Raw genomic sequence first — 20361 nt, 5'->3', positions numbered from 1 at the left:
TACAGGACATCTTCATGAGCACCGAGTTGTGGCGTCTGAGCGCCGTCGAGCTCGCGCGTTTGATCGCGACGCGGGAAATCTCGAGCGTGGAGGCCGCCGAAAGCTGCCTCTTGCGTACGCGAACAGTGAATCCTCGCATCAACGCCGTGGCCGAAGTGCTGGCCGCCAGCGCGATGGCCGCCGCACTGGAAGCCGACGCGGCGCTCGCGCGGGGCGAGCGCATCGGGCCGCTGCACGGCGTGCCGGTGACCACCAAGATCAACGTCGACCAGGCGGGCTGCGCGACCACTAACGGCGTGCGCGCGTATCGCGATGCCATCGCGCAAAGCGACAGCCCGCCGGTGGCCAATCTGCGCAAAGCCGGCGCCATCATCATCGGCCGCACGAACACCGCCGAGTTCGCGTACCGCTGGTTCACGGACAACGCCCTGCACGGCCGCACGCTCAATCCGTACGATCCCTCGCGCACGCCCGGCGGTTCGAGCGGGGGTGCGGCGGCGGCCGTCGCCGTGGGCATGGGGCCGATCGCGCATGCCAACGATCAAGGCGGATCGATCCGTTATCCGGCGTACGCATGCGGCGTGACCGGACTTCGGCCGAGCCTGGGCCGGGTGCCCGCGTTCAACCCATCGCTGCCCAAAGAGCGGCCGCTCGGTTCGATTCAGCTTGCCTCCGTCCAGGGGCCGATCGCGCGCCATGTCGCCGATCTGCGGCTCGCCCTGAAGGCGCTGTCCGCACCCGACGTGCGGGACGTCTGGTGGACGCCCGCCCCCCTGAATTTCGACACGCCCGCCCTCGGCACGAAGGTCGCCGTTTGCGCGGAGCTGCCCGGCTACCGCGTCGACCCGGCCGTCACGACGGCGGTGCGGCAAGCGGCGCGCTGGCTCGAAGACGCCGGATACGTGGTGGAAGAAACCGCGCCGCCGCCCGTGCGTGACGCGGCCGACCTGTGGCTCGCGCTGTCCATGACCGAGTCGCGCGCGGGCATGCTGCCTACCGTCCAGGAATTCGGCGGCGAGAGCATCAAACGTGCGTTCGCCAGTTTCTACCGCAACGCGCCGGAACTGGACCTGCTCGGCTATGTGGATGCCTTGTCGCGCCGCTCGACGCTGCTGCGCGCATGGCTCGCGTTCCTCGAGCGCCATCCGCTGCTCCTGATGCCCGTGTCGCTACAACGTCCGTTTCCGATCGATGCGGACCAGCACGGCGATGCGGCGATGCGCGAACTGCTCGACGCGCAAGCCCCGCTGATCGCTCCGGCCATTCTCGGGCTGCCGGGCTTGTCGGTGCCCACCGGCATGACGGAAGGCGTGCCCATCGGCGTTCAACTGGTCGCGGGTCGTTACCAGGAACCGCTATGCCTGGCGGCGGGCGAAGCGATCGAGCAACGCGCCAGCTGGAACGCCCTTGTCGACTTACCCGCCTGAATGGCGATCCTTCAGAGCGACCATGAGTAACGATCTTCTTTCTCCCGCGCTAGCAGCCGCCGTGCAGCGCTACTTCGACGTGCTCTACGAATGCGATCTGGAGAAATTCGACCGGCTTTTCCACCCGGCCTGCCATCTGTTCACGGTTGTCGACGGCGCGGAAAAGGTGCTGACGCTCGCTGCCTATCGCGAGGTGATCACCGCTCGCCAGTCTCCGATGAGCCAGGGTCATCCGCGCGAAGAAGCGCTCATCGCGGCATTCCCGTTGTCCGGCGATATCGCGATGTTTCGCCTGCGCGTGCGTCTGGGAACCGTTGTCTACCAGGACCATATCCACTTCGTGCGTTCGGGCGATGAATGGCGGATTGCCGCGAAGCTGTACGCGCCCGACTGCTAGGGATGGCGCACCGCACCGCCCTCTCGATCACATCATTCAATTAGGTTACCGAACCATCTACAACGACAAGGGAGACGAAAATCGATACGACGCTCAAACGACAGCCCATACGGGCCGCCATCGCCGCTTTGCTCGGCACCGCCATCGAGTGGTATGACTTCTTCTGCTACGCGACCGCCGCGGCGCTCGTCTTCGGCGATGTGTTTTTCGCCGTGGGCAAGCCGTTCCTCGGCACGCTCGCATCGCTCGCCACGTTCGCGGTCGGCTTCGTCGCGCGACCGCTCGGCGCGGTGCTGTTCGGGCATCTCGGCGACCGGATCGGGCGCAAGCAAGCCCTCATCGTCACGCTTCTCGTGATGGGCTTGTCGAGCACGCTGATCGGTCTCTTGCCGTCCTATCACACGGTCGGCGTGCTCGCGACCGTCATGCTCGTCCTGCTGCGCCTCGTTCAGGGAGTGGCGGTCGGCGGCGAATGGGGCGGAGCGGTGCTGATCGCCGCCGAGCACGCACCGCCACGCTGGCGCACCTTTCTCGCAGCCGCGCCTCAATACGGCAGCCCGATCGGCCTGATCCTCGCGACGACCATGTTCCAGTTGATGTCGCGGCTGCCCGAAGCCGATTTCCGCAGTTGGGGATGGCGGGTGCCGTTCCTCGTCAGTGCGCTGCTCGTGCTGATCGCGTTCGTGATCCGTCGCGGCGTCAACGAGAGCCCTGAACTGGAGGCCTATCGGCAGAAGGCGGCAGCGGCCGGAAAGACGGCGCAGACCGCGCCCTTGAAGACCATCGTCCGGCGCTTCAAGGGACGGCTCGTGCTCGGTATCGGACTGTCGATGATCGGCGTCGCGGGGTTCTACTTCATCACGACGCTGATGCTCACCTACACGACCGCCTACCTGCACGTCCCGAAAGCCGACGTTCTGCGGATCATCAACACCTTCGGCTTCGTCGAGCTGATCGTGTTCCCGATCGGTTCGCTGCTCGCGCACCGGATCGGAGAGCGCCGCTTCATCGCCGCGGTGTCCGCGCTGACCCTGCTGTGGGCGGCGCCCATGATGATGCTGATCCTCACGCGCGAGGTCGGCAACATCGCCATCGCCATCCTCGTCGCCGCCGTTTTCATGAGCGCCTATTACGCCGTGCTGGCGCCGTGCCTGCCGAAGATTTTTCCGGTCGACGTGCGCTACACCGGCATCTCGCTCAGCTACCAGATTTGCGGCGCGGTTTTCGGCGGCACGACGCCGCTCGTCGGGCTGTGGCTCGCGCAGACGTTCGGCGCGCATTGGGCCCCGCTCGCGGCGATGTTCGCAGCCATCACCGGCTGCACCTTGGTAGCAGCCCTGCTTCTGCCGGCCGACGCGCGGGAGGACGACGTCGGCCGGAATGTCCGGTTCAACCAACCGCTTTCGCGCCATACCGGCGACACCCATAAAAACAACGTTGCGAAGGAGAGTCAATGAAGAAGTATGTCACCCCTGTAGTTGTCGCGAGCCTGAGCGCAACGGCCGCCTGCGCGCAAAGCAGCGTGACGCTTTACGGAATCGTCGACAGCGGCCTGATGTATCAGAACAACGGCACGACCGTGGGTTCTGCTGCCAAGGGCCACTCGTCGCTGAAACTGTCGCCTGGAGGATGGGCGCTCAATCGCTTCGGGCTGAAAGGCAACGAGGATGTCGGCGCCGGCACGAGCGCCATCTTTCAGCTCGAATCGGGATTCAACATCGCCAACGGGAGCTCGCAGTTCGCGGGTGGCCTGTTCACGCGGCAGGCGTGGGTCGGTCTCGCCAACGAGCGTTACGGCACGCTGACGGCCGGGCGTCAGTACACGGCCTATTTCACGTTGCTGTCCCCGTATAGCCCGGCGCTCTGGCTGACGGGCGCCGGCGCTCACCCGGGCGATATCGATTCGCTCGACCTCAGCTATCGCGCGAACAATTCGCTCGTGTACATGTCGCCGGCAATCCACGGCTTCACCTTCGGCGGATCATACGCATTCGGCGGTGTGCCGGGCAGCATGAACGCCGGTTCCGCATGGAGCGCGGGCGTGCAATACGTGAATGGTCCGGCGGGCATCGCGGCGGCCTTCCAGCGGGTGAACAATGCCACCCCCGGCGGCGGCGCGTGGGGCGAGAACTCGGCGGTGTCCAATGGGGGCGCGCAGGCGGCGGTCTCGGCGATCAACTACGGGTACATTACCGCGCAGGCGCAGCAGCGCGTCGCGGTGACGGCAGGCTACCGGTTCTCCCCGGCGTGGGACGTCTCCGTGTCGTACTCGAACGTGCAATACATTCCTGGCTTGCAATCGGCGTTTCGCGACACCGCGATCTTCAATACGGCGGGCACGGTTCTGCACTATAAGCCCACGCCATCGTGGGATCTGGCGGCGGGCTACAGCTACACGCGCGCCACGCAGGCGAACGGCATTTCGAGCGAGGCCGCGTATCAGCAAGTCGTGCTCTCGCAGTACTACAGCCTCTCCAAGCGGACCGGGCTGTACGCGGTGGAAGGCTATCAGCACGCGCGCGGACAGACGCTGTCGGGCGGGAAAGTCGTGGACGCAACCGCGTCGATCGGCGACTCCTTCGCTGCGTCGCCGTCTTCGACCGGAAATCAGCTCGGGCTGCTGGTCGGTTTGAACCATCGCTTCTGAGCGGCTGAAGCGTCGCTGTTATCGAATGGGCGCGTGCGGGGCCTTGCGCACGCGCCCTCGCGCAAGATGCTCTGCTACAAGCCTCGACGCTTCAAGATACCGGAAGAGAGGCACAGGAAAAGCCGGGAGCAATCGCCCACTGCGGACGATCCATCCCGAACATCGCGTGCGCGAAGATCGCCGAAAATGGCCTGAATCGAACAGCGGACCCGCGCTTCGGAGCTACGCTCCGTCGTGCTGCATCAGACGCCGCGACACGCGGCTTTGCGTGCGCTCGCGATGCGCGAGCCACTGCGCCGCTTCACCGACGATGCCGCGCCGGAACAGCAGCACGCATGCGACGAACATGATCCCGGTGATGATGCTGACGGATTCGCCCAGTCCCTGGAACCACGCGATATGCGTCACATCCGCGAGCCAGGTGCCGAACGCGGCGAGCTTCGTCTCCAGACCGACGACGATCACCGCGCCGAGCGCCGGCCCGAAACGTGTACCGAGACCGCCCAGCAAGGTCATCAGAATGACGGCGCCCGACATCGTCCAGTGCACGTCGGACAGCGTGGCGAAGCCGAGCACGAGTGTCTTCAGCGCGCCCGCCAGGCCCGCGCAGGCGGCCGATATGACGAAGGCCAGCAGCTTGAAGCGGTCCACGTCGTAACCGAGCGACACCGTGCGCGCCTCGTTCTCCTTCAGCGCGCCCAGAATCCGCCCGAACGGCGAATCGATCACACGGCCGATGAACGCGAACACCATCGCGACAATGGCCAGCACGACGTAATAGAGCGTGAGGTCGTGGTCGAGCGCGAGCATGCCGAAAAGCCGTCCGCGCGGCACGCCCTGCATGCCGTCCTCGCCACCGGTGAACGGCGCCTGCACGCAGAAGAAATAGATCATCTGCGCGAGCGCGAGCGTCACCATCGCGAAGTAGATGCCTTTGCGCCGGATCGCGAGCAGTCCCATCACGAAGCCGAGCGTCGCGCCGGCGCCCGCGCCGAGCAGCAATGCGACTTCGGGCGGCAGGCCGTGATCGCGCAAGGCGCTGCCCGCGACGTAGGCGGCGACCCCGAAGAACACCGCATGACCGAACGACAGCAGACCGACATAGCCGAGCAGCAGGTTCAGCGACGTGGCGAACAGCGCGAAGCACATCAGCTTCATCAGAAAGACCGGATAGGCGCCGAGCCACGGCGCGGCGGCGAGCACGGCCAGGACGACGAAGAATGCAAAGCGGTTATGCATGAGACACCTCACTTCGATTGACCGAACAGCCCGGCGGGACGCACGAGCAGAACCAGCGCCATGACGGCGAACACGACCGTGGCGGAAGCCTCCGGATGGAAGAGCTTCGTCAGGCTTTCGAGCACGCCGAGCGCGAGGCTCGTCAGCACCGAGCCCGCGATCGAACCCATCCCGCCGATCACGACGATCGCGAACACGGTGATGATCATGCTCTGCCCCATCAGCGGCGACACCTGCATGACGGGCGCGGCGAGCACGCCCGCGAACGCGGCGATCGCCACCCCGAAGCCGTAGCTCAGCGAGACCATGCGCGGCACGTCGACACCGAATGCGGCGACCAGGCGCGGGTTCTCGGTAGCCGCGCGCAGCAGCGCGCCGAGTCGGGTGCGCTCGATGGCCCACCATGCCCCCGCGCACACCGCAAGCGACGCGCCGACGACCCACGCGCGATACGCGGGCAGCATCATGAAACCGAGATCGACGGCGCGCGTCAGGCCGTCGGGCGCGGCGTACGACATTCCGGAGACGCCATAAGCGGAGCGCGAAAGCCCTTCGAGGATCAGCGTGATGCCGAGCGTGAGCAGAAGGCCATACAGATGATCGAGCTTGTAGAGGCGGCGCAGCATCGAACGCTCGACCAGCACGCCGACGAAGCCGACCGCCAGCGGTGCGATCACGAGCATCAGCCAGTAATCGAGGCCGAAGTAATTCGTGCCCATCCACGCGAACAGCGCGCCGAGCATGAAGAACGCGCCGTGCGTGAAATTGATCACGTTCAAGAGGCCGAAGATGAGCGACAGGCCGAGGCTCAGCACGGCATAGAAGCAGCCGTTCATCAGCCCGAGCACGAGCTGGCCCGATACCGCGGGCAGCGGAATTCCGAAGATTTCCATGACGATGTGCTCCGGTCAGATGTTGAGCAGCGCCTGCAGCGTGGCGGCTTTCGCGGGAAGACGAGCCGACTCGAAAGCATCGGCGATGCGTCCGTGCTCCATCACGTAGAAGCGGTCGGCGAGCGGCGCGGCGAAGCGGAAATTCTGCTCGACGAGCAGAATGGTGAAGCCGCGCGACTTGAGCATCGTGATGACGCGCGCCAGCATCTGAACGATGACCGGCGCGAGCCCCTCCGAGATTTCATCGAGCAGGAGAATGTTCGCGCCAGTGCGTAGAATCCGCGCGATCGCGAGCATCTGCTGCTCGCCGCCCGACAGCCGCGTGCCCTGACTCGCGCGGCGCTCGGCGAGGTTCGGGAATATCGCGTAGATTTCGTCGAGCGGCATGGGCGTGCCCTTGGCGTTCGGCAAGCGCGGCGGCAGCAACAGGTTCTCCTCGCACGAAAGCCCCGCGAAGATGCCGCGCTCCTCAGGGCAATAGCCGACGCCGAGCCGCGCCACGCTCTGCGGCTGCATGCCGATGGTCTCCGTGCCCTCGATGCGGACCGAGCCGCCGCGGGTATCGGTCAGGCCCATGATCGCCTTGAGCGTGGTGCTGCGCCCCGAGCCGTTTCGGCCGAGCAGCGTGACCACTTCGCCTCGCGCGGCGTGCAGGTCCACGCCATGCAGGATGTGCGATTCGCCGTACCACGCTTCGAGGCCCGTCACGCGCAGCGCGTCTTCGCATGCGAGGTCGCCCTCGCCGGCATGATGGCGCGGCTCAATGTGCAAGCGATTCATTCTCGGTCCCCATGTACGCTTCCTTTACCTGCGGGTTCGCGGAGACTGCCGCGTAATCGCCTTCGGCCAGAATCGCTCCGCGCTGGAGCACGGTGATGGTGTCGGCAATGCTCGACACCATCTTCATGTTGTGCTCGACCATCAGGATCGTCCGGCCGGCGGAGACCTTTGCGATGAGCGCCGTCACGCGCTCGACATCCTCATGTCCCATGCCCTGCGTCGGCTCGTCGAGCAGCATCAGCACCGGGTCCATGGCGAGCGTCGTCGCGATTTCCAGCGCGCGCTTATGCCCGTATGACAGCGCGATCGTTGTCACGTCGGCGTAGGCGGCGAGGCCGACCTCGCCGAGTAATTCGAGCGCGCGCTCACGCAGGCGCTTCACCATGGCGCTGCTTTTCCAGAAGCAATACGACACGCCAAGCGGCCGCTGCAACGCAATCGTCACGTTCTCCACGGGCGTGAGATGCGGAAACACCGCCGAAATCTGGAAGGAACGAATCACGCCGCGACGCGCGATGGCGGCGGGCGCGGCGCGGGTGACTTCACGGCCGTCGAAGAAAATCTGCCCCGAAGTGGGCGTCAGGAACTTCGTCAACAGGTTGAAGCACGTCGTCTTGCCCGCGCCGTTCGGTCCGATCAGCGCGTGTATGGTTCCACGGCGCACGCGCAGATCGATGCCGTTGACCGCCGTGAAGCCATTGAACTGCCGGGTCAAGCCTTTTGTCTCCAGAATCATGTCTGCCTGCGTCATCGCGGCTCTCCTGGCCAGGTTTTATATCGTTAGGATTCCGACGTGTATTTAACCGACCACCGGCAGCGTCTCGATCTCGTACGCGTGACGCAGCGTACGCTCGAGGACCGGGTCTTCAAGCACCGTTTCGAAGCGCTGCGCGGGACGAATGCCGCCGATGGCCGCGAGCGTGCCGCACAGCATCGCGGTTCCATCCACGAAATCGCCGCCGCGTCGCGCGAACTCGTTCAGCAAATCGTCGGGTGAACGCATCGCGGTCACCTTGCCTTCCTGATAGAGCACGCGCTCGCCGTCGATCGTCGCGTACGAGCGCAGCAGCAACTCGTCCCAGTGACCGGCCACCTCGCTCAGGCGCCACAGCGTATTCGCGCAAGGCTTGTCACACATCTGCTTCGATACGGTGATGCCGTAAGTCTCGACCTGCCGGTCCGTATGATCCGACGCCACGCCGACATACACCTCGCCGCCGTCCTTCACCAGCACGAATTCCGCCTCGCCGCTGCTCTCCTCGCCCGTGACCTGCATCGTGGCCGCGGGGCCGAGGCGATCGGCCGCGACGCGATAAAACACCGGCGTATAGGCCGGCCGTCTGATGCCCAGTGCTTCAAGCTCGCGGATATGCTTTTCCATCGCCTCGGTGTCGCGTCCGGTCCAGCCCGCGATCACGAGCGTGTCGATGGAAATGGCGCGCGCCGTGGTCCCGTCGCGTGCTTCGATATTAAATGTGATGGCTTTCATCAGTGGCTCCGTTTATTTCGATGCGGCGACTTTGCCGCCGACCAGCGGGCAACGGCTCGCCGCGAGCGGCGCGTATGCGTCCCGCGCGGGAATGGTCTGCTTGATCGTGTAGTAATCCCAGGGCTTCTTCGACTGCTCCGGGCTCTTGACTTCGGCGATATACATGTCGTGCACCATCAGGCCGTCGGCGCGGATCACGCCGTTGGTCGCAAAGAAGTCGTTGACGGGCGTCTTGCGCATTTGCGCCAGCACGGCGTCGGAGGCATCGGTGCCGCTCGCCTGCACGGCCTTCAGGTAATGCATCGTGGATGAGTACACGCCCGCCTGAATGAAGGTCGGCATGCGGCCGGTCTTCGCGTAAAAGCGCTGCGACCACGCGCGGCTCGCGTCGTCGCGGTCCCAGTAGAACGGCGTCGTCAGCATCATGCCTTGCGCCGATTTGAGGCCGAGGCTATGCACGTCGCTGATGAACATCTGCAAGCCGGCGATCTTCTGCTTGCCCGGCGCATTGATGCCGAACTCGCGCGCGGTCTTGATCGCGTTGACGGTGTCCGCGCCCGCGTTCGCAAGGCCGATCACCTTCGCGTGCGACGCCTGCGCCTGCAGCAGATTCGACGACAGGTCCGCCGCGTGCATCGGATGCTTCGATTCACCGAGCACCTTGCCGCCCGCCGCCTCGAGCGCCGTCGCCGAATCGTTCTTGAGCGATGCGCCCAACGCATAGTCGACAGTGAGGAAGTACCACGAGTTGTCGCCGGCGCGCGCCATCGCCTTGACGAGGCTCGTCGTCAGCGCGTAGGTGTCGTACGAGTACTGGATCGTGTACGGCGAGCACGCTTCGTTGCTGAGCTTGGTCGTGCCTGCGCCGCTGGCAATCGCAATGCGATGCTTCTCCTTCGCGACGTTCGACACGGCAAGCGCAACCGACGAGGGCAGCAGGTCCTCCACCATGTCCACCTGCTGGTTGTCGAACCATTCGCGCGCGACGGTCGCGGCCACATCAGTCTTGTTCTGATGATCGGCGCTGATCACCTTGATCGGTGCGCCGAGCACCTTGCCGCCGAAATCGTCGACGGCCATCTGCGCCGCGACGACCGAGCCTTTCCCGCCGATGTCGGAAAAGATCGACGACATGTCGGTGAGCACGCCGATCTTCACGACGCCGTCGCTGATGCCGGCGGCATGGGCCGTCATCGCGACGGCGGCGGACATCGCCGTGCATGCGAGTTGCCTGAACATGGAAGTCTCCTTGATGTAATGGGAAAGCGCTGGCGTCAATGCGGCCGCACGACTGCCTCGACACCGGCGCCGATGGCCAGCAACCGGCGATCGCTCAGGTGACGGCCCATCAACATGAGGCCCACGGGCGCGTCGCCGGGCGCGTGACATGGCGTCGACAACGCGCACAGGTCGAGCATGTTGGCGATCGACGGATTGCGCAGCAGCAGGCGATTCACCGACGTGTACGCAGCCTCTTCGTCGAGGTCCGCGATGCGCGGCGCAATGACCGGCACGGTCGGGCACACGATGGCGTCGAAGGGCCGCAACTCCTCGTCCGCGCGAAGGCAAAGCTGCGCGCGCAGCGCACGATTGCGCAGATACTCCGCGGTGCTGTGCCCGCTGCCGAGCCGGATGCGCGCGAGCACACGCGGGTCGTATTCGTCGGCATGACGCTTGATGAGTCCGACGTGCCACGCCCACGCTTCCGCCGCGACAAGGCCGCCATGCTGGCCGAGCGTAGCCAGCTCCCGCCAGCTATCGAACGAGACTTCACGCACGATCGCGCCCGCTGCCGTCAGCCGCGCGATGGCCCGTTCGAATGCGCGGGCGACATCCGCATCCATGCCGTCGAGCACGATGCTCGCGGGCACCACGAGGCGCACGCCGTTCAACGGCTGCGGCACGATCGCCGCGGCATTGATGTCGCCGGACATGATCGAATCGAGCGCGGCGCAGCACGCGACGCCCGGCGCGATCGAGCCGATCGAGTCATAGCTCGACGACAAGGGCAACGCCCCTTCCAGCGGGATGCGCGCGGCCGTCGGCTTGAAACCCGCGAGCCCGCATAGCGCGGCCGGAATGCGGCACGAGCCGCCGGTGTCCGAGCCGATGGCGGCGGCGGCCATGCCATCGGTCACCGAGACCGCCGCGCCCGACGACGAGCCGCCCGGAATACGCGCCGCGTCCCTGTCGAAGGGATTCGCCGGCGTGCCGTAGTGCGGGTTGATGCCGAGTCCCGAGTACGCGAACTCCGTCATGTTGGTGCGGCCGACGAGCACCGCGCCCGCCGCGCGCAAGCGGCCGATCGCGACGGCGTCACGCGCGGCGGCGCGTTCGAAAGGAATCCGGCTGCCTGCGCGCGTCACCTCGCCTTGCACGTCGAAGAGATCCTTCACAGACACCGGTATGCCCGAGAGCGGGCCGGCGACGCCGTGGCCGCGCAAGGCGTCGCTCGCCGCGGCCTGCGCCTTGGCCGCCGCGCTCACGCCGTGCGGAAAGACCCGCCGGCCTTCGCCCGCGTGATCGCCGATCCGCTCGACGCACGACGCGAGAAGCGAGGTTGCATCGAGACGGCCATCGGCAAGCCGGGCACGCAATGTATCCAGAGCGGGCAGCATGATCAGGCCGGGTCGTAGTAATGCACTTCGAGAAGCACGCAGCCGCCGTTCGACTTGAACGGGCCGTGCCACGCGCCCGGCGGACGCACCGCGTACGTATAGCCTTCGAAGGGCTTGCCGCCCTCTCCTTTCTCGTCATTTCCGACGGTGAGATCGCCTTCGACGAGGAACACCTCCTCCCAGTAGTCGTGGACGAAGGGCTTCGTCGTGTACATGCCCGCCGGCAGGCGCAGCAAGCGCGTGCGGCTGCCGCGCTTGTGCTCGGTATCGAGCGCGCCCGACAGGATCAGTTCCTGCGCGCCGGAGCCGGGCGCATAGCCTTCGGGCAACTGCCAGCCCTGCGCCATGTCGAGTCCGTGGAACTCGTCGTGAATCTTGTTGATAGCCATGTGATTCTCCTGTGGGGAAATCGGTAAGTGAGACGAATCGATGTCAGGCGGCCTGGCGCGTCTTCGCCAGTTCGGCGTCGAGCGAATAGCTGGACAGCATGTTGTCGACAAGACCGGTGGCGCGACGCCAGTCATAGCTTCGATACGCGTGACCCTTGGTCACGAACGACGCGCCCGCATAGAACAGCTCGTACTGGTTGTGACGCGAAGCGAACTCCGAGCCGACCGCGTCCCATGCGAGCTTGAAGAACTTGACGCGCTCCTCCGCGCTGCACACCGGCGACTTCTGCGTCTTTTCGATGATGCGTGCGAGGTCCGGGTTCTCGAAGTCGTGCACGCTGGACGGCAGCATGATCATTCCGCCACCCGCGAGCTCGCGCAGCGTCGTGAGAATCTTCGAATAGAGCTGCTGCGTGAGCACCTGCGAGCTATAGAGCATGTTGCGGTCGGGCACGTAGTAGCCGTTGACCACGCTGCCCTTCGCCTCCATGCCGTACACATAGGCCTCGACCATCGACGCTTCCGATGCTAGCTGGCCCAGCGTCTCGCGCACTTGCGGAAACGCGTTGGTGCCGTTGACTTCCGAAATCCGCAGCCCGAGGCCGACGAGAAAGCGCAGCTTCGTCATCAGGCGCACCTGACACTGATAGTTCTGATAGACGTGCGCCGGCGTCGCGTGGAATTGCTTCGCGCACATCGACACATCGCCCGCGACGAAGATCCGGTCCCAAGGGACCTTGACATCGTCGAAATAGAGCACCGCGTCGTTCTCGTCATAGCGGCTCGACAGCGGGTTGTCGAACACCGATTGCGCGTTCGCCTCGTACGATTTGCGCGACATCACCTTCATGCCCTTCGCGTTCATGGGAATCGCGAACGACAGCGCATACATCTCGTCGCCTTCGCGCAGTGGCTGAATGCAACTGCAGAAGACTTCGTTGGCCATGATGCCGCTCGTCGCCAACATCTTCGCGCCGCGCACGGTGATGCCTTCCGCGTCCTGATCGACGATGCCCACCGCGAGATACTTGTCCTCCTGCTCGTGCGCCGACTTCGACTGATTGGCCTGCGGATTGACGATCACATAGGTCAGGAAAAGATCGTTGTCGCGCGCATACCGGTAGTAGTCGCGCAGCGCGCCGGCGCGCGCCGGGTCGTACTGCTCGAACAGGTCGATGCCCATGACCATGCCCGAGATGCACGAGGCCACGTGATCCGGCGAGCGGCCCATGAAGCCGAAATGCAATTCCGTCCAGGCTTCGAGTGCGTGGCGCCGCTCGACCAGTTGCTCGTAAGATGCCGGCAGTTCCCAGATGCGGCTCACGCGATCGCCCGAATCCGGCGACACGAAGGTCATCCTCTCGACGTTCTCGGGACGCGCCTGATAGTCATACAGATTCGCGTAGCTGCGAATCGAGTTGCGGAACGCGGGATGCGTGGTGACGTCGCCGACCGCCTTGCCGTCGAGATAGACCTGACGTCCGTCGCGCAGCGACGCAATGTGTTGAGTGCCGTTCTTGATCATGAGATTCTCCAGAAATGAGTTCGTCCGCCGTGTCAGGCCGACGCTGCGTGAACGCCGTTGAGCGTGTGATAGCGGCCGCCGAAGAAAATGAGCGGACGTCCTTGCGAGCGCGTCCGATGACGCGTCACGCGGCCGACGAAGATCACGTGATCGCCGCCGTCGTATTGCGCATACGGTTCGCATTCGAAGGTCGCGAGCGTGTCGGGGAGCAGGACCGGCTCGTCGCATGCGTGCGCCGCGGCGTCGCGCCATCCCCACTTGTCGCCGTTGGCTCTGGCGAAACGGTTCGACATGTCCTGCTGCGACTCTTCGAGCACGTTGACCGCGTAGCTGCCGGCCTCGCACAGATCGGCGAGGCTCAGGCTGCGCCGGTCCACCGAGAACAGGATCAGCGGCGGATCGAGCGACACCGAATTGAACGAAGCCACGGTCATGCCGATCGGCAGCCCCTCGCGCCTCGGCGCCGTGATGACCGCGACACCCGTCGCAAACATGGACAACGCGGACCGGAACTGACGTTGCGTTTCCGGATTGCCGTCCGACCGTACGATGCTGTCTTTCATCTCGCGCTCCTTCGCGCCGCCCTGGCGACGCCTTCTTCCGAACACACAAAGCATGTTTGCTTAGCTTTGGTACATAGCTTTTATTACATGACAACAAAACGCGCCGTTCAAGCTATCGTTTACCCGCGTTTTAAAAGCTTTGTATGAAAGACAACCCTACTCGGCGAATGGGTGTTGCGCGGAACAGGCGCGTGGCCGGGCTACACTGCGGCGAACTTCTGAAGACGTTGCACCGGAGCACAACAATGACCTCACGCCCCATCTACATGGATTACAGCGCGACGACGCCGGTCGATCCGCGCGTGGTCGAGAAAATGGTTCCGTATCTTTACGAGCGCTTCGGCAATCCCGCATCGCGCAGCCACGGTTACGGCTGGGAAGCGGAAGCCGCGGTGGAGACGGCGCGCCGCCATGTGGCCGATCTGCTGCACGCGGACCCGCGCACGATCATCTGGACTTCAGGTGCGACCGAGGGCAACAACCTCGCGATCAAGGGCGCGGCGAACTTCTACAAGGGGCGCGGGCGTCACATCGTGACGGTGAAGACCGAGCACAAGGCGGTGCTGGACACGTGCCGCGAACTGGAGCGGCAAGGATTCGATCTCACGTATCTGGACGTGGGGCAAGGCGGGCTGATCGACGTCGACACGGTGCGCAGCGCGTTACGCGCCGACACGGTCCTCGTATCCGTGATGATGGTCAACAACGAGACCGGCGTGATACAGCCCATCGCCGGCATCGGCGCGCTTTGCCGCGCGCAAGGCATCGTGTTCCATTGCGACGCGGTGCAGGCCGCGGGCAAGATCGCCGTCGACGTCGATGCGCTCAACGTCGATCTGCTCACGGTGACCGCGCACAAGGTTTATGGCCCGAAAGGCATCGGTGCGCTATACGTGCGGCGCAAGCCGCGCGCGCGCATCGAGGCGCAGATGCACGGCGGCGGACACGAGCGCGGCATGCGCTCGGGCACGCTGCCGGCGCATCAGATCGTCGGCATGGGCGAAGCGTTTCGTCTCGCGAAGCAAGAGATGGAGGCGGAGAGCCGGCGTGTCGGTGCGTTGCGCGACCGGTTGCTCGCGGGCCTGCTCGACCTGGACGAGGTGTACGTGAATGGCGACCTGACGCGCCGCATTCCGCACAATCTGAACGTCAGCTTCAACTTCGTCGAAGGCGAATCGCTCATCATGGGCATCAAGGGGGTCGCGGTGTCGTCCGGGTCGGCGTGCACATCGGCTTCGCTGGAACCGTCATACGTCCTGCGCGCGCTCGGCCGCAGCGATGAACTGGCGCACAGCTCGATCCGCTTCACGCTCGGGCGCTTCACCACCGAGGCGGAAGTCGACGAAGTGATCCGGCAGGTTCACGAGACCGTGTGCAGGCTGCGCGCGCTGAGCCCGCTGTGGGACATGTATCTCGAAGGCATCGATCCGGGCACGATCCAGTGGGCCGCGCACTGAGCACGCGCCCCGGCCGCGTTCACTGCTTTTCCTGACGCGCGATCAGATGCGACAGGTCGAGCGTCGCGCGATCGCCATTGGCGACGAGCCGGTCGACCACCGAGCACAGCGCCTTGAATTCGGTCCTGGTCACGCCTTCGAACAGCACGTTGTTGATGCGCTGCTGCGTCGCGGCGAGTCCGCGCAGCAGCTTCAGTCCGCCCGGCGTCACCGTCACGCGCATCTTGCGCTTGTCGTCGGGGTCCGAGCGCTTGTCGAGGTAGCCGAGCTTTTTGAGCTTGCCGGTTTCGATGGTGACGAACGCGCCGCTCAAGTGCAGATGGTCCGCGAGGCGATTCACCGTGACCGCCTCGCCGTGCGAGAGATGCGCGACGGAGACGAGCAGCGAATACTGAATGCCGGTCAGACCGACCAGCGTCCCGAAGCCGTCGCGCACGGACAGAAGGCGCGCCGCGAACGGCAGCAGGCCATTGATCAGATGGCGGAATTCCGTGTCCGTCCCATCGACGAGGCAGGCTGGATTGGTAATCGTCAGAGCGGATTCGTCGATCTGCTTCGGCATGACACTCAAACTCCCTTACACCAATTTCGTAAGCTTTTTAAAGTAATTATACGGCAAAGCCTAATGTGGAGATTTCACTTTGAATGCTGCATATTCGCCCTTCCACGTCCGATCGCTTCTTGAAAGTTACATCCGCGCGAAGGATCTGAACCAGCCGGCGCTGATCTTCGATTGCTTCGACGCCAATGCCAGCCTCACGTTCGAGATCGCGACCGATGCGATCGACTTTCCGCGCAGCGTCAGCGGCGCGCTCGCGATCGCGAAGACGCTGGTCGCCGATTTCGGTGAGCGCTTCGATCGCTGCCGCACCTATTACCTGTGCGAGGCGCCGGAAGTCGCCGACGATGGCGTGTGCACGATGCCGTGGCTCGTCGTGATGCGCCAGAAGGACAACGGCGCGCTGCGGCTCGGCAAGGGGACATACCGATGGCGGATCGGGGCGGAACGCATCGTCGGGCTGCATATCGCGATCGCGCGTATGGACGTTATCGACGATCCCAGCTCGCTCAAATTACAGGCGTTGCAGACATCGCTGAATTATCCGTGGCTGACGCACGCGGAACTGACGCGGCACATCGCCGAGCTCGCCGAGACGCCTCTGGCTTCGGGTTTCTTGCTGCCGTTCGCGCAACCCTGACGCAGCCTTCGTACAAACACGGCAGGCAAAGTTGGCCCGCGTAAGCGCAGATCGAAGAACGTGCCCAGCGGTAACTTGATCCGATCGAGGCCGCTGGGAGCTCTCAGGCCAACGGATCATATAAGGGTTACGTGCTTTACCGTCAGCTAGTACAGAAGGGATTCGACTGCATGGTGTGCGCACCGTCGTTGATTCCCAGGAAGCCCGGTGAGCGCGTCAAGACCGACCGACGCGATGCGATCAAACTGGTGCGGTCGCTGCGTGCCGGCGACCTGTCAGCGGTCTACGTGCACAGCGTCCAAGACGAAGCATTTCGCGATCTAGCCCGCACCTGGGTCAGCGGCAAGGACGATCTGAAGCGTGCGCGGCAACGGCTGAAGGCCTTCTTGCTCTCGCATGGAGTGCGCTATACCGGGCGCGCCGACTGGAGCCCGGCGCACCGGCGCTGGCTGAGCATGTATGCGCTCGACAGCGCATGGCAGCAAATGGCGTTTGAGGAACATCGGCGCACGATCGACGACCGCCTCGCGCAATGCGAACGGCTCGAGGCTGCGTTACGCGAGGCCGTTGCCAACTGGCGCTTTTATCCGGCGGTTCTTGGCCTGCAGACCATGCGCGGCGTGCAATTCACCACCGCGGTGGGCATGCTCGCTGAGCTGGGCGATCTGTCACGCTTCGCACACCTTCGCCAGTTGATGGGCTGGCTAGGCGTCACGCCGTCTGAACACTCCTCAGGCGAGAAGCGCCGCCAGGGCAGCATCACCAAGGACGGCAACAGCTATGCCAGAAAGCTGCTGGTCGAAGCAGCCTGGAGCTACCAGCACCCAGCCCGCGTAAGTCCTGACTTCCAGCGCCGTCACGAAGGCATCCCCAAGCCCATTGTTGAGCGCGCCTGGAATGCGCAGATGCGCCTATGCCTACGCTATCGCAAGCTCGTCGCACGCGGCAAGCAGAAGAACATCGCGGTGGTCGCGGTCGCCCGCGAACTCGCCGGGTTCATCTGGGACATCAGCCGTCGCCGGTGAACAGGGAAAGGTGCCGTCAAGCCGCGCCACGCGCGGCGTGAGGCGATGCGCTCAGGGTGCCCCTTGCCCATAGCAGCGGAGCCCGTTGAGAGCGCCCAGTGAGCGGCAATGGCGCACTTGCAGGCATGCGGACGTTTGCTACGGAAGCACCGGATCGTCGGTCCGTTGAGAGTTCAAGCGAATTCGGTGGAGGAGAGATGGGCGCGAGTGTTCGCCGGATGCATCTTGGCGTCACACCGAGGCTTGTAGGGGGAGAGGAAAGGATCGTCAGGCGCAGGCGCCACGGAGCGAACAATAAAGCATAACGTGGCCCATCGGACAATAAAGCATAACGTGTCCAGGTGGCCATTTTATGCTTAACGGCACACAAGTCTTTAATAATTTTAAGTAAACACTGGTGGGCCGGGTGGGACTCGAACCCACTATCGGTCGATTATGAGTCGACAGCTTATACCAATTAAGCTTCCGGCCCTCGCCATGCAAGGGGGCACCGCAAACAACAACTCAAGACCACAAAAAGAAAGCGCCGAAATCGGCGCTTTCTCTAACTTCCGAACATTGCGCGAGGCGACTGCGAAGGTCTGCGAGTTTGCCTCACAACGCCTCTCAAAACAAGTCCCGTCAGTTGCCTTCCAGGAACGATTTCAGCTTGTCCGACCGGCTCGGATGCCGCAGCTTGCGCAGCGCCTTCGCCTCGATCTGACGGATCCGCTCGCGCGTCACGTCGAACTGCTTGCCGACCTCTTCGAGCGTGTGATCCGTGCTCATCTCGATGCCGAAGCGCATCCGCAACACCTTCGCCTCACGCGGCGTCAGGGAATCGAGCACGTCCTTCACGACATCGCGCATCGACGCATGCAGCGCGGCATCGGACGGCGCCACCGTGTTCGTGTCCTCGATAAAGTCACCGAGATGCGAATCGTCGTCGTCGCCGATAGGCGTTTCCATCGAGATCGGCTCCTTCGCGATCTTCATGATCTTGCGGATCTTGTCCTCGGGCATCTCCATCTTCTCGGCAAGCGTCGCCGGATCCGGCTCGAGGCCGGTTTCCTGCAGGATCTGCCGCGAGATGCGATTCATCTTGTTGATCGTCTCGATCATATGAACCGGAATGCGGATCGTGCGCGCCTGGTCCGCGATCGAGCGCGTGATGGCCTGGCGAATCCACCACGTCGCGTAAGTCGAGAACTTGTAGCCGCGACGATATTCGAACTTGTCCACCGCCTTCATCAGGCCGATGTTGCCTTCCTGAATCAGGTCGAGGAACTGCAGGCCGCGGTTGGTGTACTTCTTCGCAATGGAAATCACGAGACGCAAATTCGCCTCGGTCATTTCGCGCTTCGCCTGCCGCGCCTTCAGCTCGCCGGCCGCCATCTGACGGTTGGTTTCCTTGAGATCCTTCAGCGGCAACACGACCCGCGCCTGAAGATCCAGCAGACGCTGTTGCTGCTCGCGAATGGCCGGAATGTTGCGCTCGAGCACCGCGCTGTACTCATGGCCTTCCGCGACGACCTTGTCCGACCATTCCAGATCCGTCTCGTTGCCGGGGAAGCGCGTGATGAACTCGGCGCGCGGCATGCCGCACTTGTCGACGACTGTGTGCAGAATCTGCCGCTCGACCTGGCGCACTTCATCGACTTGCGCGCGCAACGTATCGCACAGGCGCTCGACGGTGCGCGCCGTGAAGCGGATGTTCATGAGCTCCGTCTGAATGGCTTCCTGCGCCTTCAGATAGGCCTTCGACTTGTAGCCTTCCTTCTCGTAGGCGCGGCGCATCTTGTCGAACCATTCGCTGATGAGCGCGAACTTCTCGAGCGACTGGGCCTTGAGGGCTTCGAGTTGCGCGGCGTTCGCGCTGGCTTGCGCGCTGCCGTCGTCCTCTTCTTCCTCTTCCTCGTCGCCCTCTTCCTCGGTTTCCTCGTCTTCGGACTCGATCGCCTCGGCTTCCTGCTCGGAGAAACCGTCGGTGTCCTGGGCGTTCGGATCGATCAGGCCGTCCACCAGCTCATCGACGCGCACTTCTTCGTTCTGCACACGCTCGGCCATCGCGAGGATGTCGGCGATGGTCGTCGGGCACGCGGAGATCGCCATGACCATGTGCTTCAGGCCATCCTCGATGCGTTTCGCGATCTCGATTTCGCCTTCGCGCGTCAGCAGCTCGACCGTGCCCATCTCGCGCATGTACATGCGGACCGGGTCGGTGGTGCGGCCGAATTCGGAATCGACGGTGGAAAGCGCGACTTCGGCTTCTTCCTCGACTTCATCGTCGGACGAGGCATTCGGCGCGTTGTCGTTCAGAAGCAAGGTCTCGGCATCCGGCGCCTGTTCGTACACCGCCACGCCCATGTCATTGAACGTGCTGATGATGCCTTCGATCGCCTCGGTTTCCGTGAAGTTGTCCGGGAGGTGATCGTTGATCTCACCGTAGGTCAGGAAACCGCGCTCCTTGCCGAGCTTGATGAGCGCGCGCAGCTTCGAGCGCCGCTCCTCGAGTTCCTCTACGGTGCCAGGTGCGCTCGACGAAAACGCGTCCTTCAGGAGCGCTTTTTCCTTCGCGCGGCGATCGCGAGCCTTGGCCTTTTCGACCTTCGCCGCAGGCGCGGCGCCAGACTCTGCGTTTTGCACTGCGTCGTCTTCGACGGATACATCGTTCAGCTTTTTCGTCATGGAGTTCGCCATACCGGCTCTAGTCTCGACTCGCGGCTGCTGGACA

19 protein-coding genes and 1 tRNA gene are annotated in these 20361 nt (G+C 64.1%); 7 read left to right on the top strand and 13 right to left on the bottom strand.

Annotation, left to right across the window (positions count from 1 at the left end; genetic code table 11):
- The first annotated feature begins 14 nt into the window (after positions 1 to 14).
- The 4 genes from NCS28_RS15250 (at position 15) to NCS28_RS15235 (ending at position 4471) form a co-directional block, all read left to right on the top strand.
- A complete protein-coding gene (locus NCS28_RS15250) occupies positions 15 to 1427 on the top strand; it encodes an amidase family protein (protein ID WP_250514596.1) in 1413 nt (470 codons plus the stop codon).
- Between the two features lie 22 nt (positions 1428 to 1449).
- Positions 1450 to 1824 (top strand): nuclear transport factor 2 family protein, encoded by a 375-nt coding sequence (locus NCS28_RS15245; RefSeq protein WP_284504872.1) that lies wholly within the window; start codon positions 1450 to 1452, stop codon positions 1822 to 1824.
- A 128-nt stretch (positions 1825 to 1952) separates the two neighbouring features.
- On the top strand, positions 1953 to 3281 hold the full coding sequence (locus NCS28_RS15240; protein ID WP_250514594.1) for an MFS transporter: 1329 nt from the start codon (positions 1953 to 1955) through the stop codon (positions 3279 to 3281).
- On the top strand, positions 3278 to 4471 hold the full coding sequence (locus NCS28_RS15235; protein WP_250514593.1) for a porin: 1194 nt from the start codon (positions 3278 to 3280) through the stop codon (positions 4469 to 4471). The genes NCS28_RS15240 and NCS28_RS15235 overlap by 4 nt, the downstream gene beginning before the upstream one ends.
- 222 nt (positions 4472 to 4693) lie before the next feature.
- Here the strand turns inward: NCS28_RS15235 and NCS28_RS15230 are convergent, their stop codons facing one another.
- Genes NCS28_RS15230 through NCS28_RS15185 form a run of 10 tightly spaced genes read right to left on the bottom strand, consistent with a single transcriptional unit; the run spans position 4694 to position 13967 of the window.
- The gene (locus NCS28_RS15230; protein ID WP_250514592.1) at positions 4694 to 5710 is read right to left on the bottom strand and encodes a branched-chain amino acid ABC transporter permease; all 1017 of its coding nucleotides are present in this window, start codon (positions 5708 to 5710) and stop codon (positions 4694 to 4696) included.
- An 8-nt stretch (positions 5711 to 5718) separates the two neighbouring features.
- On the bottom strand, positions 5719 to 6603 hold the full coding sequence (locus NCS28_RS15225; RefSeq protein ID WP_250514591.1) for a branched-chain amino acid ABC transporter permease: 885 nt from the start codon (positions 6601 to 6603) through the stop codon (positions 5719 to 5721).
- 15 nt (positions 6604 to 6618) lie between these two features.
- Entirely contained in the window at positions 6619 to 7383 is a 765-nt protein-coding gene (locus NCS28_RS15220; RefSeq protein WP_250514590.1) for an ABC transporter ATP-binding protein, read from the bottom strand.
- A complete protein-coding gene (locus NCS28_RS15215) occupies positions 7364 to 8134 on the bottom strand; it encodes an ABC transporter ATP-binding protein (protein ID WP_250514589.1) in 771 nt (256 codons plus the stop codon). Before NCS28_RS15215 ends, NCS28_RS15220 begins: the two co-directional genes overlap by 20 nt.
- A 48-nt stretch (positions 8135 to 8182) precedes the next feature.
- Positions 8183 to 8872, bottom strand: coding sequence for a DUF2848 domain-containing protein (locus NCS28_RS15210; RefSeq protein WP_250514588.1), 690 nt, complete (start codon positions 8870 to 8872; stop codon positions 8183 to 8185).
- Between the two features lie 12 nt (positions 8873 to 8884).
- Positions 8885 to 10111 carry an ABC transporter substrate-binding protein gene (locus NCS28_RS15205; protein WP_250514587.1) on the bottom strand — a complete coding sequence of 409 codons (1227 nt, stop codon included), beginning with the start codon at positions 10109 to 10111 and terminating at the stop codon, positions 8885 to 8887.
- Between the two features lie 35 nt (positions 10112 to 10146).
- Positions 10147 to 11490, bottom strand: coding sequence for an amidase (locus tag NCS28_RS15200; RefSeq protein WP_250514586.1), 1344 nt, complete (start codon positions 11488 to 11490; stop codon positions 10147 to 10149).
- 2 nt (positions 11491 to 11492) lie between these two features.
- Positions 11493 to 11879 carry a cupin gene (locus NCS28_RS15195; RefSeq protein ID WP_250514585.1) on the bottom strand — a complete coding sequence of 129 codons (387 nt, stop codon included), beginning with the start codon at positions 11877 to 11879 and terminating at the stop codon, positions 11493 to 11495.
- Between the two features lie 43 nt (positions 11880 to 11922).
- Positions 11923 to 13404 (bottom strand): 4-hydroxyphenylacetate 3-hydroxylase family protein, encoded by a 1482-nt coding sequence (locus tag NCS28_RS15190; protein WP_250514584.1) that lies wholly within the window; start codon positions 13402 to 13404, stop codon positions 11923 to 11925.
- A gap of 32 nt (positions 13405 to 13436) precedes the next feature.
- Positions 13437 to 13967 carry a flavin reductase family protein gene (locus tag NCS28_RS15185; protein WP_250514583.1) on the bottom strand — a complete coding sequence of 177 codons (531 nt, stop codon included), beginning with the start codon at positions 13965 to 13967 and terminating at the stop codon, positions 13437 to 13439.
- Positions 13968 to 14212: 245 nt separating this feature from the next.
- Here NCS28_RS15185 and NCS28_RS15180 point away from each other — a divergent pair, with 245 nt between their 5' ends.
- Complete coding sequence (locus NCS28_RS15180; RefSeq protein ID WP_250514582.1) at positions 14213 to 15424, top strand: IscS subfamily cysteine desulfurase; 1212 nt, start codon at positions 14213 to 14215, stop codon at positions 15422 to 15424.
- 19 nt (positions 15425 to 15443) lie between these two features.
- Here the strand turns inward: NCS28_RS15180 and NCS28_RS15175 are convergent, their stop codons facing one another.
- Positions 15444 to 15986 (bottom strand): MarR family winged helix-turn-helix transcriptional regulator, encoded by a 543-nt coding sequence (locus NCS28_RS15175; RefSeq protein ID WP_250514581.1) that lies wholly within the window; start codon positions 15984 to 15986, stop codon positions 15444 to 15446.
- Between the two features lie 79 nt (positions 15987 to 16065).
- On the opposite strand from NCS28_RS15175, the gene NCS28_RS15170 reads away from it, so the two are divergent.
- Together NCS28_RS15170 and NCS28_RS15165 are read left to right on the top strand one after the other, a co-directional pair.
- Positions 16066 to 16623: a hypothetical protein gene (locus tag NCS28_RS15170; RefSeq protein WP_250514580.1), complete on the top strand. Its 558-nt coding sequence runs from the start codon at positions 16066 to 16068 to the stop codon at positions 16621 to 16623.
- Between the two features lie 83 nt (positions 16624 to 16706).
- Positions 16707 to 17648, top strand: coding sequence for an IS110 family RNA-guided transposase (locus NCS28_RS15165; RefSeq protein ID WP_350029792.1), 942 nt, complete (start codon positions 16707 to 16709; stop codon positions 17646 to 17648).
- 395 nt (positions 17649 to 18043) lie between these two features.
- Here the strand turns inward: NCS28_RS15165 and NCS28_RS15160 are convergent.
- Positions 18044 to 18120: transfer RNA gene (locus NCS28_RS15160), tRNA-Ile, on the bottom strand.
- A gap of 149 nt (positions 18121 to 18269) precedes the next feature.
- Complete coding sequence (rpoD, locus tag NCS28_RS15155) at positions 18270 to 20327, bottom strand: RNA polymerase sigma factor RpoD (protein ID WP_106854451.1); 2058 nt, start codon at positions 20325 to 20327, stop codon at positions 18270 to 18272.
- Positions 20328 to 20361 lie beyond the last annotated feature (34 nt).

The organism is Caballeronia sp. INDeC2 (assembly GCF_023631325.1).
Classification (GTDB): domain Bacteria; phylum Pseudomonadota; class Gammaproteobacteria; order Burkholderiales; family Burkholderiaceae; genus Caballeronia.
This window is presented reverse-complemented; position numbering and strand designations above follow the sequence as displayed.